General features: G+C 71.8%; 14 protein-coding genes and 1 pseudogene. 11 read left to right on the top strand and 4 right to left on the bottom strand.

The genetic code is table 11. From position 1 onward, the window contains the following. Positions 1-119: 119 nt before the first annotated feature. Positions 120-1,340, bottom strand: a complete 1,221-nt coding sequence (locus IEY99_RS30105; protein WP_189207492.1) for a L,D-transpeptidase — start codon at positions 1,338-1,340, stop codon at positions 120-122. A 930-nt stretch (positions 1,341-2,270) separates the two neighbouring features. On the opposite strand from IEY99_RS30105, the gene IEY99_RS30100 reads away from it, so the two are divergent. The 6 genes and pseudogenes from IEY99_RS30100 to IEY99_RS30075 all read left to right on the top strand — a co-directional run bounded on the left by IEY99_RS30100 (position 2,271) and on the right by IEY99_RS30075 (position 9,198). Continuing rightward, a complete protein-coding gene (locus tag IEY99_RS30100) occupies positions 2,271-3,404 on the top strand; it encodes a hypothetical protein (RefSeq protein WP_189207491.1) in 1,134 nt (377 codons plus the stop codon). Between the two features lie 195 nt (positions 3,405-3,599). Then, the gene (locus IEY99_RS30095) at positions 3,600-5,348 is read left to right on the top strand and encodes a sensor histidine kinase (protein WP_189207490.1); all 1,749 of its coding nucleotides are present in this window, start codon (positions 3,600-3,602) and stop codon (positions 5,346-5,348) included. Beyond that, entirely contained in the window at positions 5,345-6,019 is a 675-nt protein-coding gene (locus tag IEY99_RS30090) for a response regulator (RefSeq protein WP_308427100.1), read from the top strand. The genes IEY99_RS30095 and IEY99_RS30090 overlap by 4 nt, the downstream gene beginning before the upstream one ends. Before the next feature lie 77 nt (positions 6,020-6,096). Beyond that, positions 6,097-6,729 (top strand): annotated as a pseudogene (locus IEY99_RS30085) (HEAT repeat domain-containing protein); the annotation flags it as partial. 104 nt (positions 6,730-6,833) lie between these two features. Further along, a complete protein-coding gene (locus IEY99_RS30080; protein ID WP_189207489.1) occupies positions 6,834-7,847 on the top strand; it encodes a MerR family transcriptional regulator in 1,014 nt (337 codons plus the stop codon). Between the two features lie 46 nt (positions 7,848-7,893). Continuing rightward, the gene (locus tag IEY99_RS30075; protein WP_189207488.1) at positions 7,894-9,198 is read left to right on the top strand and encodes a sulfite oxidase; all 1,305 of its coding nucleotides are present in this window, start codon (positions 7,894-7,896) and stop codon (positions 9,196-9,198) included. A gap of 75 nt (positions 9,199-9,273) precedes the next feature. Here the strand turns inward: IEY99_RS30075 and IEY99_RS30070 are convergent, their stop codons facing one another. The 3 genes from IEY99_RS30070 to IEY99_RS30060 form a co-directional block, all read right to left on the bottom strand. Next, positions 9,274-10,449: a S8 family peptidase gene (locus tag IEY99_RS30070; RefSeq protein WP_189207487.1), complete on the bottom strand. Its 1,176-nt coding sequence runs from the start codon at positions 10,447-10,449 to the stop codon at positions 9,274-9,276. A gap of 184 nt (positions 10,450-10,633) precedes the next feature. Next, a complete protein-coding gene (locus IEY99_RS30065; protein ID WP_189207486.1) occupies positions 10,634-11,317 on the bottom strand; it encodes a response regulator in 684 nt (227 codons plus the stop codon). Beyond that, positions 11,304-13,394, bottom strand: coding sequence for an ATP-binding protein (locus IEY99_RS30060; RefSeq protein ID WP_189207485.1), 2,091 nt, complete (start codon positions 13,392-13,394; stop codon positions 11,304-11,306). The genes IEY99_RS30065 and IEY99_RS30060 overlap by 14 nt, the downstream gene beginning before the upstream one ends. 303 nt (positions 13,395-13,697) lie before the next feature. Here IEY99_RS30060 and IEY99_RS30055 point away from each other — a divergent pair, with 303 nt between their 5' ends. The 5 genes from IEY99_RS30055 (at position 13,698) to IEY99_RS30035 (ending at position 18,015) form a co-directional block, all read left to right on the top strand. Continuing rightward, on the top strand, positions 13,698-14,063 hold the full coding sequence (locus IEY99_RS30055; RefSeq protein WP_189207484.1) for a hypothetical protein: 366 nt from the start codon (positions 13,698-13,700) through the stop codon (positions 14,061-14,063). Positions 14,064-14,326: 263 nt separating this feature from the next. Next, positions 14,327-14,632 (top strand): hypothetical protein, encoded by a 306-nt coding sequence (locus IEY99_RS30050; RefSeq protein WP_189207483.1) that lies wholly within the window; start codon positions 14,327-14,329, stop codon positions 14,630-14,632. Next, positions 14,629-15,831 (top strand): hypothetical protein, encoded by a 1,203-nt coding sequence (locus IEY99_RS30045; protein WP_189207482.1) that lies wholly within the window; start codon positions 14,629-14,631, stop codon positions 15,829-15,831. The genes IEY99_RS30050 and IEY99_RS30045 overlap by 4 nt, the downstream gene beginning before the upstream one ends. A 139-nt stretch (positions 15,832-15,970) precedes the next feature. Next, complete coding sequence (locus tag IEY99_RS30040) at positions 15,971-16,642, top strand: response regulator transcription factor (protein ID WP_189207481.1); 672 nt, start codon at positions 15,971-15,973, stop codon at positions 16,640-16,642. Then, complete coding sequence (locus IEY99_RS30035) at positions 16,639-18,015, top strand: sensor histidine kinase (RefSeq protein WP_189207480.1); 1,377 nt, start codon at positions 16,639-16,641, stop codon at positions 18,013-18,015. The genes IEY99_RS30040 and IEY99_RS30035 overlap by 4 nt, the downstream gene beginning before the upstream one ends. The last annotated feature ends 14 nt before the right edge of the window (positions 18,016-18,029 follow it).

Here is an 18,029-nt window from a genome sequence, read left to right as displayed (position 1 = left end):
GGCGGCTGCCATCCACTGCTGAGCGACGCGGACGGGCGCGGAAGCCCGCCGCCTCTCTCATGGCTCGGTCCGTGCCCGGGCTGCGACCGCTGCTCCGCTACTGCCGTCGTCCTGCGCGGCTACAGCGCGCTGCCCTTCTTGTAGTCCTTCCAGCTCATGTTCCAGTCGGTCCAGCCGTCGCCCTCCGCGACGTGCTCACCGGTGCCGGTGATGGTGACCGGGTCGCCGATCAGCGTGTTCTCGAAGAGCCACTCGCCGAGCCCCTGGGAGACGTTCAGGCAGCCGTGGGAGACGTTGGTCTGGCCCTGGGCCCAGTTCGACCAGGGAGCGGCGTGGATGTACTGGCCGCCCCAGGTCAGCCGCTGGGCGTACTCGACCTCCAGGTTGTAGGCGTCCTCGCCGGTGAACCGGCCGATGGTGTTGAAGACGGTGCGGCGCTCCTTCTCCATCACCAGCATCGTGCCGCTGACCGTGGGAAACCCGGGCTTACCCATGCTGACCGGGATCTTCTTGACGACCTTGCCGGCCCGCTTGACGGTCATCTGCTTGGTTTTGTTGTCCACGGTCATGACCAGCGACTGGCCGATCTCGACGTCGAAGGTGGAGTCCGATTCGCCGTACCAGCCGCCGCCCATGGGCACGCCCTTGAGCGCCAGCCGGTAGGAGATCTTCGTCCGCGGCTGCCAGAAGACCTTGGGGCGGTAGTGCACGACGGTCGAGCTGAGCCAGTGCCAGGTCCCTTCCTGTACGGGCGTGGCCGTGACCTTCATCCGGCGCTCCACCTCGGCGCGGTGCTTCTTGCCGACCCCGTGGCTGAAGGTGACCATCAACGGCATGCCGACCCCGACGGTGGCGCCGTCGCGGAGGTAACTGTCCGCGGTGACCAGCTTCGAGGGCTTCTTCATCACCGTGAAGGTGCTGGTGGCGCTGTCGCCCGCGGTCGCGCCGCGGACCGTCACGGTGTACTTCTTGCCCCAGGCGAGCGCCTTGGCCGGGCGGAACTCCTTGGCGTCGGTGTCGAGCACACCCTTGACCGGCTTGCCGTCGGCGTCCTTGACCTCGACGGTGGTGCCTGCGGGGTGCTGCGTCGTGTACGCGATGGCGGTGCTGGCCGCGACCCGGGTGGCGCCGGTGGCCGGCGTCTTCACCGCCACGGTGACCACGGCGGGCTGCGCGGACGGGGACGCGGACGCGCTCGCGCCGACCTTGGCCGCCGCGGTGGCCGGTTTGTCGCCACCGCTGCATCCGGCACTGCCCAGCACGCTCGCGGCCGCGAGCACCGCCACGATCGTGCGCCACGGCCGCCGTCCGGCCCGGCCGGTCACTTCACCAGTTCTCATGATCCCTCTCACCCCGTCGTGCCCGCGCCTATGATCCACCGCGGAGGCAAGATCATGAATCCCCGGATCGTGCCACGCCCGGCGACCACGCCGTGTCGCCGCGTCGTCGCCCCGTCAAGGGGTGGCCGGTCACGTCGAAGCCGATGTGTACCAGCAGCGCGTCCGTCGCCGCAAACAGCCGGCTCACCGGGCCGGGCCGTAGCCGCGGTCGAAGCCGTGGCCGTGGCCTTGGCCGTGGTCGTAGCTGTGGCCGTGGCCTTGGCCGTGGTCGTAGCTGTGGCCGTGGCCTTGGCCGTGGTCGTAGCTGTGGCCGTGGCCTTGGCCGTGGTCGTAGCTGTGGCTGTCGCTGTAGCTGCGTAGTCGTGATCGTGGTCGTGGTCGTGGTCGTGGTCGTGGTCGTGATCGTGGTCGTGATCGTGGTCGTAGCTGTGGCCGTGGTCGTAGCTCCGGTTGTGGCTCTGGTCCTGGCTGTGGCCGTGGGCCATCGGGTCGCACCGGGTCGCCGGGCCGAGTTGTGCAGGACCGGGTCGCCTGGCGCGGCGAAGAGCCGCCGTCGGCCGTAACGAAGCCGGCCGCCGGAGGGCCGCTCTCCCGATCGGTAGAGGCGTCCGGGTCGCTCGGTAGAAGAACGGCGCGGACTTTCCTGCGATTGTTGATGTCGATCCGGGATGTCGATGGATCGCCGATTCGGCGCCGACGAGATCCCGGGGACCGGACGGTAGCTCGCAATCTGCGTTCACTTTTGCACTGCCGTACGCAACAACTGGTTGAACGAGGAATGCCCCCGTCGAAAATGGCGCGGGGCATACCTCCTTTTGTCTTTCAATGGCGCTTGAAGAATTATTTCCCAGCATTGAACCGAATGCGTTGCCGGTCCCGTAGAAACGGTCAGCTGTCACCCGAAGCGCAGCCGATTTCGAGGAGGTAACCATGCAAAGCAGGAAGGGAAGGAAGGGAATCAAGATCGCCGTGGTCGTGGCCGCGGTGGCGGCGGCCGGCACGATGGCGACGATTCCGGGCATCAGTTCGGCGCTGGAGGGCAACCGCACCGTCCGGAACAACTGCGACGTGCTTGCCCTCTCCGGACGTGGCGCGAACACCGCCGGAGCCGGCCGCAACCAGAACAACCAGAACCAAGGTCAGAACCAGAACCAGGGCCGGAACCAGGGCCAGGGCCAAGGCAAAGGCCAAAACCAGGACCAGGGTCAGGGGCAGAACCAGGGTCAGGGGCAGAACCAGGGCCAGGGGCAGAACCAGGGCCAGGGGCAGAACCAGGGGCAGGGCCAGGGCCAGGGCCAGGGCCAGAACCAGGGCCAAGGCCAGGACCAGGGTCAGGGACAGGGCCAGAACCAGCAGGGTGGCGTGCAACAGGCTCAGAACCAGTTCCAAGCCGCGCGGCAGACCTTCTTCACGCAGTTGAGGCAGTTCCGGGCGGCGCGGGCGAAGGCGCAGCGGGCGGTGCAGGCCGCGCAGGCGGCGCAGCGGAACGCGGCGGCCAACAGGGGCAACAATGCGGCGCAGCAGGACGCGCAGAACAAGGCCGCCAATGCGCGGGCAGCGGTCGAACAGCTGCGTGCCGCGAGAGGAAGCGCTATTCAGGCGCTCAACAACGCGCGCCAGGCGCTCGCGCAGCTGCGCGCGGCGCAACAGGGTGCCCGGCAGAACCAGCAGGGTCAGAACCAGCAGGGTCAGAACCAGCAGGGTCAGAACCAGCAGGGTCAGAACCAGCAGGGTCAGAACCAGCAGGGTCAGAACCAGCAGGGTCAGAACCAGCAGGGTCAGGACCGGTGCAAGGGCCAGAACAACAACCAGGGCCAGAACAACAACCAGGGCCAGAACAACAACCAGGGCCAGAACAACAACCAAGGCCAGAACGGCAACCAGGGTGGTCGGAACGGCCGGCAGAACCAGTACGACAACCAGCAGAACAATGGCAACCAGCAGGGTGGACAGAACGGGCGCCCAGGCTCCGAGCAGGGCGGTAACGGTTCGGGTGCCGGTGCGGCGGTCCGCCAGATGGGCGAGATGGAGAACGCGGCGGACAACGCCGAGATGCGGGACTGACCTGCGTTCGCAGCCGGACGCACGGTCATCGGCATGAAGGGGGCCGACCGGGCGCCCGATGTCGCCGGACACCCAGGGTCGGCGGGGTCGGGCGCCCCCGGTCGCGTGCGGCGAGCGGGGCCGTATCTGCCCGGATCGTCGCTGACCAGCCCGTTCGCGATGAACCGCGGTTCGGTCAGCCTCGTACTGTCGGGCGTGACACAGGCTGAGGGGAGCACGGCGCGGCGCGGTAGGCGGGTGGTGCGGCAACTCGGCCTGGCCGTCCTCGTCGCCGCGGTGAGCTGGGGTGTCGACCAGCTGTCGTTCGATCCGGCGTGGGCCTATTTCGACTGCGAGTCCGGCTCGGGGTGGGTCTTCGCCCTGCTCGGCGGCACGGTGCTCCTCGCGCTCGTCCGGCTGAGGTTCCCGGCCACGGCCCTCGTCGGGGCCGCCGCGTTCTTCGCCCTGTGGCCGGCGGCCGGCGCGCTGCTGGCGTTGACGGCCTTCCGCGCCGCCGGTCATGTCCGGCCGGAGCGCCGGCTGCGCATCTCGGTCGGGCTGGCGGTGCTGGTCGACCTCGTCGTCGCCGTGGTCTGCGCCCACTACGGCTGGACCATCGTCCTGGCCGGCCACGCCGTCGCGCTGCTCATCTGCGTCGGCCTGCCGTTCGGCGTACAAGTGCTGCTCGGCAAGGTGGACCGGCTCGTCGCGGCACTCCGCGAGCGGGCGCATTACCTGGAGGACAACTATCGGCTCGCGCATTCGGCCGCCCGGCTGCAGGAACGGTCCCGCATCGCCCAGGAGATGCACGATCAGCTCGGCCACCGGCTGAGCCTCATCTCGCTGTACGCCGGCGCGCTCGAACTCGCCACGACCGGCACCGAGACCACCGGAAGCGAGGGGAGCGGGGCGGCCAGCACAGTGGCCGCGAAAGTCCGGGCGACGGGGACAGCGGCGGGGACGCCGGCGGGCGCGGACGAGGCCCGGCTGATCCGTGGCACGGTCCACGCCGCGATGCAGGAGCTCCGCTCGACGCTCGGCATGCTGCGCTCGGCCGACCCGGGCGAGCCGCCGCTGCAGCCGCTGGCGCAGACCGGCACGAGGACCGACCTGGCCCTGCTGGTGGCGGAGTCCCGCTCGGCGGGCGTACCCGTGGCGTTCGCCTGGCACGGGGACGACCTCGCCGATGCTCCCTTGCCGGCCCGCAGCGCCGCGCACCGGCTGGTGCGGGAGTGCCTCACCAACATCCACCGGCACGCGCCCGGCGCGAAGGCGGCGGTGGTGGTCGAGCGGCGTCCGGGCCGGGTGAGGATCGAGGTCTCCAGCGGCCCGGTCGGGGTGCGGGGGACAGCGCCGTGCTCCCCGGGCACCGGCCTGGGCCTGGTCGGCGTGCAGGAACGGGTGCGCCTGCTCGGCGGGGTCTTCTCCGCGGGCGCCACCGCGGGCGGCGGCTTCCGGGTGCTGGCCGAGCTGCCGCTGGCCGGCCAGCGCCCGCCGGACGGCTCGCCGGGGCGGCCCGTGGCGGCCGGCGCGGCGGGCCCGGCGTCCGTCCCGGCCCGGCGGGGGAGCGGCGCGCACCGGCGAAGCCTGGACGGCCGGCGCGGAATCGCCGGGGTTCTCGCCGTCAGCCTGGTCGGCATCCCGGCCCTGGTCTCCGCAGTCCTCAACGGCGCGTCACTTGTCGTGCCGGGGACCGATCCCTACGAGGAGCCGCCGGCCGAATCCGTCCGGATCGGCATGACCCAGCCCGACGTCGAGACCATCGTCGGTACGGAGGATCCGCTCGCCCGCCTGGCCGCCAAGGCGGTGGAGACGCCCCTGCCGGCCGACTCGACCTGTCGCTACCTGCTGGATTGGGACGACAGCGGGGAGAACGAAGTGATCGTCCGGTACTGCTTCCGGGTCGACCGGCTCGTCGCCGTGGACGAGTTCCCGGTCCGCGCCGGGGATCAGGAACCGAAGTGACCGGTGCCGCCGGCCCGGTGCGGGTCCTGGTCGCCGACGACGAGGCGCTGGTGCGGGCCGGCCTGCGCATGGTGTTGTCGCACGCCGGCGACGTCGAGGTCGTCGGTGAGGCCGGGGACGGCGCCGAGGCGCTCCAGCTCGCGGCCGGGCTGGCGGTCGACGTGGTCCTGATGGATGTGCGCATGCCGGGAATGGACGGCCTGACCGCGGCGGAGCAGCTGGCGGCCCGCGCCCCGGCGGTCCGGGTCGTGATGCTGACGACCTTCGGTGAGGACGAGTACGTGGCGCGGGCGCTGGCCGCCGGCGCCGCCGGTTTCGTGCTGAAGGACACCGGGCCGCAGGATCTCATCCACGCCGTGCGGGCCGCCGCGAACGGGCACGCCATCCTCTCGCCCCGGGTCGTCCGGGGGCTGGTCGACCGGTACGTGACGGCCGGCGCGGGCCGTACGGCCGAGGCCCGGCGGGTGGTCGGCCTGTTGACCGCCCGTGAGCGGGACGTCCTGGTGATGATCGGGCTCGGCCTGTCCAACGCCGAAGCCGCCGAGCGGCTGTACCTCGGGGAGGGCACGGTCAAGACCCACGTACGGCACATCCTCACGAAGCTCGGCTGCGCCAACCGGGTGCAGGCCGCGCTCGTCGCCCGGGACGCGGGGCTGCTGCCGGGGGACTGATCAGCCCACTGGTCCGGCCGGCCGGGTTGACCCTGACACAGTGACAAGGTCTTGGGTGTGTCCTGGAGGTGGTACTCATGAACCCGACTCGGAACCCACTCGACAGCCGCGCGGTCGCCGCCTTGCGGGCCGGGGCGTCGTCGACCCGCCTGCAGGCGGCCCTGGCGGTCGGCACGCATCCCGATCCCGGCATCGTCGACGTGCTCGTGGAGCGGTGCGCGGTCGAGCCCGACTTCTTCGTGCGTGACATGCTCACCTGGGCGCTGACCCGTCTTCCGCAGGATGTCACGCTGCCCAGGCTGCGCGCCGAGCTCCGGTCGGAGCGTACTCAGGCCAGGATCCAGGCGTTGCACTCGCTCTCCAAGCTCGGCAACAAGGACGCGTACCCCTGGATCGTCCGCTCCTTGCTGCGTGACCTCGACGACGAGGTGGCGCGGACCGCCTGGCGGGCCGCCGTGGTCCTCGTCCCGCAGGGGCAGGAGAGGGCGCTGGCCGGGGATCTGGCCGCCCAGCTCGGTCGCGGCGACCGGAACGTGCAGCTCAGCCTGAGCCGGGCGCTGGTCGGCCTGGGCGAGGCCGCCGTGCCGGCTCTCGAGGCCGGCATGGCGAGCGCGGACCCGGAGGTGCAGGCGCACGCCCGCGCCACGGTGTTGCTCCTGCGCGACCCGGACGCCGGCTTCGACGTGGCCGTCGAGGAGGCCAAGCGCGTCGTCGCGCTCGGCGTGGACTGGGTCAGGGAGGACGACGTGCAGGTAGAGGCGCCGAGGTTCACGGCGGACGACTTCATGGCAGCGGAAGAGACCGAGGGCCGGGCGTGCTGATCGGTGACGTGGCACGCCGCTCCGGGGTGAGCACCCGCATGCTGCGGCACTACGACTCACTCGGGCTGGTGCGGCCGACGGGTCGTACCGTGGGCGGCTACCGCGAGTACTCCGACGACGACATCCGGCGGCTGTTCCACGTGGAGAGCCTGCGGTCGCTGGGCCTGTCGTTGCGGCAGATCGGACGTGCGCTGGAGGACCCCACCTGCACGCCGTCCGCGGTGATCGGCGAGCTCATCAAGTGGACCGAGGACCGGCTGGAACGCGATCGCGAGCTGCTGGACCGGCTCCGTACGGTGGATGCCTCGGCGCCCGCCGGCTGGCAGGGCGTCCTGCGCATCGTGGAGCTCATGCACGGGATCGCCTCGCCCAGTGCCGCGTCCCGCCAGCAGAGCGTCCTGGCGCCCGGCGAGGACGTACGGGTGCCCGCCGAGCTGCTGGCCGGCGCGGTCCTCGTCGAGTCCGACCCGAACGTCGCGGGCGCCCTGCGGTGGGCCCTCGCGCGCGCGGGCAGTGCGGGCCTGGCGAGCGTGACCCGCGGCATGCACTCGGCGGACGTCGACGTCCGCCGCCGCGCGGTCCGGGCGATCGCCGAGATGACCGGCGACGAGGCGGACGCGGTGCTCGCCGACGCCCTCGGCGACGCGGACGCGGAGGTCCGCAGGCACGCGGCCCTGGCCCTGGGTACGCGCGGCGTCGCCGCGGCCGTCCCCACCCTCGTCGGCATGGTGGTCGAGGGTGCCAACGACGTCGAGGCGGCCGAGGCCCTGGGCGCCCTGTCCGAGGACCCCGCCCGCGCGGACCGGATCATGAGCGCCCTGACCGGCGAACTGGCCGCCCCCACCGCGGACTCGGCCGTCCGGATCCGTCTCACCCAGGCCCTTCTGGAGATGCCCCGGACCCTCGCGCGGCCCGTCCTGCACGAGTTGGCCCACGACGCGGACCGGGCGGTGGCCCTCATCGCCTCGGCCCACCTGCGGCATCGAGATGCCTCGACCCCTCCCTAATCCTATCGGGGCGGTAGGCTCACTAGCCTATTGAGGGGAGTCGGCCATGGTGGACCAGCAACCGCTCGACGAACGTGACTACGACCGTGCCCGGCTGCGGCAGTGGCGGGCCGGCCTGGCGACGGACGCCCGGTTGACCCGCCGCGACGTGGCCCGACTTGCGGCCGGCCTGTCACTCGGGGCCGGCGCGGCCGCATTCGCCGGCGGACGGCCCCCGGCCGCGTCCGCCGCCGAGCGACCCGCCGCGCCCGAGGCCCAGGCCGGCCCGATCCTCAAGCCGTTGCCGCCGGAGCTGTTCACGGTCTTCGGTACGAACGCCGAGATGCGGTGGGAGGCGATGACCGGTGCCGGCCATCTGGTGCCGGTCGACCGGTTCTTCGTCCGCAACCACACCCGTACGCCGGTCGTCGACGCGGAGACGTGGCGGCTGCGGTTGTTCGGCACCGGCCTGCGGGGTAGCCCGACGGCCGAGGCGCCGGTCGAGTTCGGCTACGCCGACCTGCGCCGTCTGCCGGCCGAGTCGGTCACCGCGTTCCTGGAGTGCGCCGGGAACGGGCGGAGCTTCTTCGGCGGCCAGCAGGGCCAGAGCGTGTCGGGAACGGCGTGGGGGCTGGGCGCCGTCGGGGTGGCCCGCTGGCGCGGGGTCCGCCTGGGCACGGTGCTGCGCCGTGCGGGGCTGACCCGCGCCGCGGTCGACGTGCAGCCGGAAGGGCTCGATCCGGATTTCGTCTCCGGCGGGGTGAACCTGGGCCCCGTGCGCCGGCCGTTGCCGGTCGTCAAGGCACTCGACGATGTGCTGCTGGCCTACGAGATGAACGGCCGGCCGCTGCCACCCGACCACGGTTTTCCCGTACGGCTGGTCGTACCGTCGTGGATCGGGATCGCCTCCGTCAAGTGGGTGGGCCGCATCGAGGTGTCGGCGTCGCCCCTGTTCTCGCCGTGGAACACCCAGTTCTACCGGCTCTTCGGCCCCGACTACCCGGCCGGCGGCGAGCTGATCGACCGCCAGGTCGTCAAGAGCGCGTTCGAGCTGCCGTGGAACGCCTCCCTGCCGGCCGGCCGGACACATGTCCTGCGTGGCCGGTCGTGGTCGGGCAACGGCCGCATCCGCCACGTCGAGGTGAGCACGGACGGCGGGATGACCTGGCAGCGGGCCTGTGCCCTGGGCCGGGGCGAGGCCGCCGGCTGGCAGCGGTGGGAGTTCCCCTGGCGCCCGGGCGCGCCGGGGGCGTACACCGTGCGCGCCCGGGCCACCGACGTCACCGGCGCCACCCAGCCGGCGCAGACGTCCTACAACACGCTGGGATATCTGTTCGGTGCGGTGGTGGCTCACCCGGTCACGGTCGTCTGAACGGCGCTGGGCGTCCTCGCGCACAGGCGCCGGCCGGGAGGTTCCCGGCCGGGCCGTGGAGCGGGATGAGGCAGGTCAACCGGCGAGCGTGGCGGTGTGGAGCAGACGGTTCGGGGAGCCGCCGCCCGGTCCGGTGACCACGCCGGTCGTGGCGGCCCCGACGATCGCCGCGTTGACGGCCGCCACCGTCGCGCCGGGGTGTGCGGCGAGATGAAGAGCAACCGCCCCGGCTACGTGCGGCGCCGAGAACGACGTGCCGCTGCCGGTGTAGGTCGCGGTGGTGCTGGTCCGCCAGGCGGAGGTGATGCCGGCGCCGGGTGCGAACAGATCCAGGACGGAGCCGTAGTTGGACCAGGGCGCGCGGGCGTCGGTGCGGTCCGTCGCGCCGACGGTGAGCGCCTCGGTGACCCGGGCGGGGGAGGTGGTGCTCGCGTTGGCGCCGGAGTTGCCCGCGGCGATCGTGTACGGGATGCCCGCGGCGATCGACCGGCGTACGGCCGCGTCCAGGGTGCTGCTGACGCCGCCGCCGAGGCTGAGGTTGGCCACCGAGCGGCCGGGCGTGGCGTGGGCGGTGACCCAGTCGATGCCGGCGATGACGCCGCTCGTGGTGCCGGAGCCGTCGTCGCCGAGGACCCGGACCCCGACGACCCGGGCGCTCTTGGCGATCCCGTAGGTGGAGCCGGCCGCCACCCCGGCGACGAAGGTCCCGTGCCCGTTGCCGTCCTGCGCGACGTCGTCGCCCTCGACGGCGTCGTAGCCGGAGGAGGCGCGGCCCCCGAAGTCCCGGTGGGCGGTCGCGACGCCGGTGTCGATCACGTAGACGGTCACGCCGGCGCTGGGCCCGTACGTGTAGCTCTGATCGAGCGGCAGATCGCGCTGGTCGCTGCGGTCCAGGCCCCAGGGCGCCCCGGTCTGGGTGTCGGCGACCGTGACGCGCTGGTCGGCCTCGACCGAGCCGACGGCCGGATCGGCGGCGAGCCGGGCCGCCTGCCGCGCGGTGAGTCGGGCGGTGTAGCCCTCGACCGCGTGGCCGAAGACGCGCGTGACGGTGCCGCCGTACCGGTGGGTGAGCCGGTCGGCGCGGGCGCGGTCGACCGGCTCGGCCTTGAGCGTGACGAGGTAACTGCCGGGGATCGCCGACGGGCTCCCGGCGTGCGCGACGGTCCCGACCGCTTCGGCCGCGAATGCCGGTCCCGCGGCGGTCACGGCGAGGACGAGGCCGGCGGCCGCGACGGTCACCTGAGTGACCATCCGCCTTCCGCGGCTCGGGATGGACGGTCTGTTCGTGCTGGCTGAACGCATCTGCTCCTCCTGGGGGATCTACGTCCTTCGACGTTGGAGCAGACGCTACGGAGGAAGCTTAAATTGATGATCAACCATGTGCGAGGAGGTTGATAGCGGGTCGATACCGTCCTGCAAACCCGTTCGTCGGTGGCTAGATCGGACCGTTCAGGCCGCGTCGATGGCCTAGACCCGCTTCGCGGGCCCGGGTCATCGCTTCGGCCCGGTCGGCGACGTGGAGCTTCGCGAAGATGTTGTGTACGTGGTTGCGTACGGTCTGGTGCGCGAGCGTCAGCCGGGCCGTTATCTGTGCGTTGGTGAGACCGTCCGCGATGAGCTTCAGCACCTCGTTCTCCCGCTGGGTGAGCTGCGGGAAGGCGAGACTGCTCGCCGAGGTCGGCTGGGCGGCGAAGTATCGGGTGATGCGCCGCGCGATGGCCGGTCCGAAGTGGGCCTCGCCGTTGGCCGCCGAGGTGATGGCCCGGAGGATGTCCGCCTGCGTGGCGCCCTTGAGGAGGTAGCCGATCGCTCCCGCGCGCAGAGCGTTGAACAGCGTCTCGTCGTCCTCGAGCATGGTCAGGGCGACGACCGCGATGTGCGGGCTCTGCGCGGTCACCTCCCGGGTCGCCTCGGCGCCGTTCATGACCGGCATCTGGATGTCCATGAGCACCACGTCGGGCTGCTCCCGCGCGGCCGCCGCCACGGCCGCCGCCCCGTCCGCCGCGGTGCCGACCACCTCGACGCTCGGCACCGATGCGAGCAGCACGGCCAGTCCCTCGCGCCAGACCGGGTGGTCGTCGACGAGCAGTACCCGGATCTGTCGTTCACACTCCGACACGTCTGTCACTCTCCTCGCGGCCGTCGATGTCGGCACGACTCAGCGGAAGCCGGCAGCGCACGAGAGTGCCGCCCTCGCCGGTGCTCTCCACCGCGCAGCGTCCGCCGAGCTCACCGGCCCGCTCCCGCATGGCGATGAGGCCGACGCCGGGCGCCCGGTCCGGTGCCATCCCGCGTCCGTTGTCGGATACCTCGATCAGCAGCTCGTCCCGGTCCACCGAGGTGCTCATCGAGATGGCGCACCGGGTCGCCCCGGCGTGCCGGACGACATTGGCCAGTGCCTCGGACACGATGCGGTAGGCGGCCACCTCCACCGCGGCCGGCAGCACCGGCAAGGGCTCGGCGGCGTTCACCTCGACGGGACACTCCGCCGTCTGCATCGCGTCCGCGTGCTGCTGGACGGCCCGGACCAGGCCCAGTTCGTCGAGGGCCGGCGGCCGGAGCTCGTAGACGACCCGCCGGATCTCGTCGAGGATGGCGCCGATGTCGCGTGCCGCGCTCGCGAGCAGCCCGTCGACGGCCTCCGGACGGCTGGCGGCCAGGTTGCGGGCGGTCTCGATGCGTAGTTGTACCGCGCCGATCGACGGGCCGAGGCCGTCGTGCAGGTCACGGCGCAACCGGCGGCGTTCGTCCTCGCGCCCCAGGACCAGTTCGGTACGGGCGCGTTCCAGGGCGACGTTGATGTCGGTCGCCCGGGTCGCGGCCGCGGCCTGCCGGACCAGATCGCCGAGCATGCGCTGGTCGCGGTCGCTGAGCCGGGCACCGTCGCGCCGGACGACCTGCAACTGGCCGATCGGCTCACCGCGATAGGCGACCGGCAGAACGATCGTCTCCTCGGTGGCCGCGCCGTGCACGACGGTCGTCAGCGTTCCGTCCAGGCGCTGCAGCCGGATCGCGACGAACCCGAGCCGGAAGGCGTGGGCCAGCGCGCCGGCCAGCTCGGTGAGCTGCATCTCCACGCCCGAGGCCGTCTCCAGGCGGCGGGCCAGCGTCGCCACCAGCGCGGAGTCCACCCGGGCGCCCAGCAGCAGGCGCCGGGCCCAGCGCCAGAGGAAGTCGCGGCCCAGCAGATAGCCGGCGCTCACCGCCGCCATCGCGGTCAGTGCGGCGCCCCGCTCGTCGATCATCTGTCCCGCGACGGTGATGACCAGGGCGTCGACCACGATGAACGACACGGCCAGCGCACCGTAGACGGCGGTGGCGGGTAACAGGCGATCGATGGCGTACAGCCGGTGGCGCATCACGGCGAAGGCGATCGCCACGGCGACGAGCCCGAAGGAGCCGGTCAGGGAGCCGGAGCGGAGCGGCTCGGGAAGCGGCTCGCCCGCGATCGGAACGATGGCGGAGACCAGGACGGCCCACACCAGCCACCGGATCTGGGCGCGAACCTCGCCGCCCGCACGCCGGTAGCGGTGCACGCTCACGGCGAAGGGGATCACCATGCCCAGGTACAGCGCGGGCAGCCCGACCGCATACAGCAGTTCCCACACCTGGTACGGCAGCGGCAGGGTCAGCACGTCCGGTGTGACCGGGCCGTCGAACAGCGCCGGAGCACCGGTGACCCGGTTCAGCATGGCCGCCGGGGCGGTGAGCGCCGCGAACGGCAGGAGCAGGGTCAGGCCGATACCGGCCAGGGACAGCCATCGCCAGAAGCGGTGCCGCGGCAGCCGGCCGTCGGGGAACAGCAGGACGGTCGCCACGGTCAACGGGATCAGTAGCGACCCGAACCGATCGAGCAGCCAGATCGCCGCCAGCACGCCCGGCTGGTCGTAGCCGGTGAGCATGGCGTGACGCACCCAGCTTCCGGACATCGCGTCGAGCAACCAGGCCATGCCGGAGAGCGTGAGCAACCAGGCGACAGCGTGCCTCGGTCTGGTCCGGAGAAGCAGGATGCCCAGCACCGCGTGCGGGACTCCGGCCAGCAGCGAGACCCAGCCCTGGTACGGCACCCAATAGTCGGCGCCGGCCGGCAACACCACCGGAGACATCGCGTTGATCACGTCCACGCCGAGGGTGAACGTCACCGCGACGGCGATCGCCGACAGTGCCGCCAACGTCCCGAGCCGACCGGAATTCACCTCCCCACTGTGGCCGACACAGCGCTGGATGTCCCGGTACTGCACGTACCGATTCCGCCGGGATGATCGGACGGAAAATTCGGTACGGGCCACCACTGCCCACTCAGGACGCGCGACCGGCAGGGTCGAGGCGGGACGGAGCGAACTCCTCCGTCCGCACTTGTCCGAGGAGGAATCGTGCGTGTGCCACGAGGGAAGCCGATGAGATCGAGAGTCTTGGCCCTGCTCGCTTCCGCGTTGTTCGTTGCATCGAGCACCGGCGGATGCGACCCGTCGACCGAGCCGTACGTACCGCCAGCGCCCGTGACCGTCGTTCCGACGGGCACGGCCGAGGAGCCCCAACCGCCGCCCGTGGTGGAGTCCACCGGAGCAGTGTCACTTCCGGAGGGCGATGTTCCGCGTACTCTCGTCGGCGACTGGACCGGGGGAGAAGGTGCCAAGACCGGACAATTCCTGGTCATCGCGTCCGACGGCCGGTATGCCCGCACTCGGGCCGGTAGCCAGGAGCCTGAGGAAGGGGTCCTCGTGGTGCAGGGCTCACGCATGACGTTCTACCTGGCCACCGGCGAGGAGCAGACCGCGCGGTACGAGTACACCAACGCCGCCGGTATCGAAGTCCTCGGGATCACCTACGACGCAGCCGGCTACTACAGCTACGTGAGGGCTTGACAGTGGCGGCGCGACCCACGACCGACACCCGGAGGCTCACCACCGCTGTCCCGGCGGTGACCGGTCTCGTCATCATCATCGCCACCCTCCTGCCGGCCGGGTGCACGGGCCCGTCCACGCCGCCACCGCCTCGTCCGTCCCCGACGCACCCGGCCCCGCCACCGCCCGGCCCGGGCCCCGCCTGCACCGCTCCGACGTCGCCGGACGCTTCCCGTACGACCACCATCGTCGGGGAATGGATCTGCACCGCGTCCACCACGCAGATGCGTTTCCGCTTCTCGGCCGACGGCCGGTACGCCTCCCGCGAAGCGATCGAATACGAGATCCCGAGTGGCCGGTTCGTCTTCCGTCGCGACCAGGAAGGGACCTACGTGACCACCGGCACGCGGCTGGAACTGAGACCGTCGCGATCCACCCGGACGCGGAAGATGCCGGAGGACCCGGCCGGCGACTACGTCGGCAAGCCGGAACCTCTGGATCGCCGCGTGTTCACCTTCCGCGCCGGAACTCACGCGCTGCACCTGCAGGAAAGCGGCCAAGGCGCCCTGATCCTGCTGCGCGAGTCATGAACCTGCGAACCCTGCGGGACCGGATCGGCGGCAACCGCGTGGTCGTCCAGATCATCGCCATCGTGGCCGGCGCGACGCTGACCTTCTTCGCCGGATGGCGGTACAGCGACGCGGCCAGCGCCTGGCAGGAAGCGATCCGGGTCGAGGTGGCGCGGTCCGGCGTCTACCAGGACGACACCCGGCAGGTGTACGCGAACGAGGGTCCGTTCGCATTCCGGGTTGCGGCCACCCAGATCCGTGCCGACGTCCTGGCGCCGCTGGCCGACACCAACCCCGCCGCACGAACCCAGCACCAGATCGCCGCGCAAACAGCCTTCGCCGTGCGCAAGGCGGCCGACCCGGGCACCTTGCTCGGTGAGCCGAAGTACGCGCTGCCCGGTGGGGGCTCGAACCTGCACCTCCGGCTCGCGGATGTCACCGCCGCACGGGAACCCACTCCGAACCCGGACATCCCCCGCCGGGAAGGCGACGCACTCGCCCGGCTCGCCGGCTGGACCGCCCTGCTCACCGCGGTCATCACCGGACTGGCCGTCATCGGCGCCTGCGTACGGACACCACGCCGGCGCCGTTCCGCACGCAGCCGGAACTTCACCCCGGATCCCCTCAAGTTCTACGAGCAGCCCGGCGAGGCCACGGGCGAAGAGTCACGCATAGCCCTGGTGCTGCTGGCGATCTGGGCCGCCGGAGTGCTCCTCCCCTTGACCCAGCTGGTGTTCAGCTCGCAGGAGCAGCGCTACCAGGCCGAGTCGGCACGGCACACCGTGCAGGCCCGAAGCGTCAAGAGCCTCAGCCTGACACGCACGGAATTCCTCACCACCGCGCATCAGACGGCTCAGGAAGGCAGCATCGCCGCGACTGCCAGAGAGATCGACGCCGTCTACAAGGACTCCAGGTCCGTCGCCGAAGCCGGTGAGCTGGCCCGTGCCGAGGAGACAGCAGCCGGCCGAAGCGCCGCCCTGGCCGACATCATGGCTCGCATACCGCCGTCGGCGGGCGGCGTCGAGAAGGAACTGACCACCGCGCTCGCCTCCGGCGCGGACGACTGGAACTCGCTGGCCGTACGCTCGGCGGAGGAGACCAGGAAGGCCGACAGCGCCAGCCTGAAGTCGAACATCACGCTTGCCCTCATCGGCCTGGTCGCGCTGAGTGAGGTCGTCGTGCATCTGGTGTCCACGCGACGCCGGAGACGTTCCGGTTAGAACCGGTTCGTCGGCACAGGTCCGTATCGCGACCGGGCTGCTTCCGCGCCGTCTGCTTGCTGCTTCAACCAATCGTGGCGACCGTACGTATCCCTCACCGCCCGGGGTGCCCGCCCGGCACAGGACAGGAGATGCTGGGATGAGGGTTCTGCTGGTCGAGGACGACGATTCGATCGCCGAGCCGCTGGCCGCCGGTCTGGGCCGGTACGGCATGGCGGTGGAGCGGGTCGCTACCGGGGCGGCGGCGCTGGCGGCGCCGCGTCCCGAGATGGTGCTGCTCGACCTGGGGCTGCCCGACATCGACGGCATCGAGGTGTGCCGGCGGCTGCGCAGCACCGGCGACATCCCGCTGATCATGCTCACCGCCCGCGGTGACGAGGCGGACCGCATCGTCGGTCTGGAGCTGGGCGCCGACGACTACCTGGCCAAGCCGTTCAGCATCCGGGAGCTGGTGGCCCGGATGCACGCGGTCGGCCGCCGGGCCCGGCCGGTGACCGCCGCACCGGATCCGGGTGCCCAGGTGCAGCGGGTGGGCCCGCTGGTCATCGACCGGCGGACCCGTGAGGTGCGGTTGCACGGCGCGGTGATCGCTCTCGCGCCCAAGGAGTACGACCTGCTGGTGATGCTGGCGGCCGATCCGGGCGCGGTCGTGGCCCGCCGCGACATTCTCGAGACGGTCTGGGAGCCGAACTTCTTCGGCCGCGGCAAGACCCTGGACTTCCACGTGGCGAGCCTGCGCCGCAAGCTCGGCACCCCGGGCTGGATCGAGACCCGCCGTGGTGTCGGGTTCCGCCTCGTCGTGCAGCCATGACTAGGCGGCTGCTGCTGACCTACCTCACGTTCGCGCTGCTGATCCTGATCGCGCTCGAGGTGCCGCTGGGCTATGTCTACCACCGCAGCGAGACGCAGCACGCGTTCGGGCAGCTGGAGCACGACGCCGAGGTGCTCGCCGCGTTCGTCGACACGGCCCTGCGCAGCGGTCAGCGGGAGCAGATCGACCTGCTCGCGCACGAGTCGGCGCAGCGCCTGGGTGGCGACGTCGACGTGGTCGACATCCGGGGGCACCTGCTGGCGAGCACGCATCCGGACGAACACCCCGCCGGGAGCCTGGCCACCGCGCCGGACATCCGTACCGTTCTGCAAGGCCAGGGGCAGATCAGCACCCGCGTCGCGGAATCGGGCGGGGTCGGCATCATGTCCGTGGCCGCGCCGATCAATCCCGGCATGGCCGCGCAGGGCGCGGTCCGGGTGACCGTGCCCAAGGGCCCGCTGACGTCGCGGATCGAGCAGTTCTGGCTGCTGCTGGCCGGCGTCGGCGTGGCCGTGCTGGCGGCGGTGGCGCTGATCGCACTGGCGCTGGCGCGCTGGATCAGCAAGCCCGTCCGCGCGCTCGAGCTCGCCACCCGGCGCCTGCCCGACGGGGCGCTGCCGCCGCCTGCCACGACCGGGCCGCCCGAACTGCGGCGGCTCGCCGCCACGTTGCGCGCCACCGCGGCACGGATGCACAGCCTGCTGGAATCGCAGCGCTCCTTCGTGGGGCACGCCTCGCACCAGCTCAAGACCCCTCTCGCGGCGTTGCGCCTCCGCCTGGAAAACCTCGAGTCGGATATCCCGGGCAACAGCCACCGCGACGTGCAGGCGGCGATCACCGAGACCGACCGGCTCGCGCACATGGTCGAGACGCTGTTGGCGATGGCGCGGTCGGAGCAGAGCTCGCTGTCGCGCGAGCCGGTCGTGCTTGCCGACGCGGTCGCCGAGCGGATCTACCTGTGGTCGCCGCTGGCAGCGGAGAAGAAGGTGCGCCTGGCAGCGGCGGGCCCGGAGACCACCCAGGTGACCGCGGTGGCGGGCGCCGTGGAGCAGATCATCGACAACCTGGTGTCCAACGCACTGCGGGTGGCGCCCCCGGACAGCACCATCGAGATCAGCTGGCGGCCCGGGCCGGACGGCATGGTGGAGCTGCACGTCGTCGACGCCGGGCCCGGGCTGCCCGCCGAGCAGCGCGAGCGGGCCCTCGACCCGTTCTGGCGAGCCCCGGACGCGGCCAAGGACGGCACCGGGCTGGGCCTGTCGCTGGTCCGCAAGCTCGCCACCGCCGGCGGCGGCGACGTGGCCCTGCACCCGGCCGACGGCACGGGAATCGACGCGGTGGTCACCTTCCCGGCCGAGCGGGTGCCGGCGTAGCGGCCCCGGCGGAT

This window comes from Couchioplanes azureus (genome assembly GCF_014648355.1).
GTDB classification, from domain to species: Bacteria; Actinomycetota; Actinomycetes; order Mycobacteriales; family Micromonosporaceae; genus Actinoplanes; species Actinoplanes azureus.
This window is presented reverse-complemented; position numbering and strand designations above follow the sequence as displayed.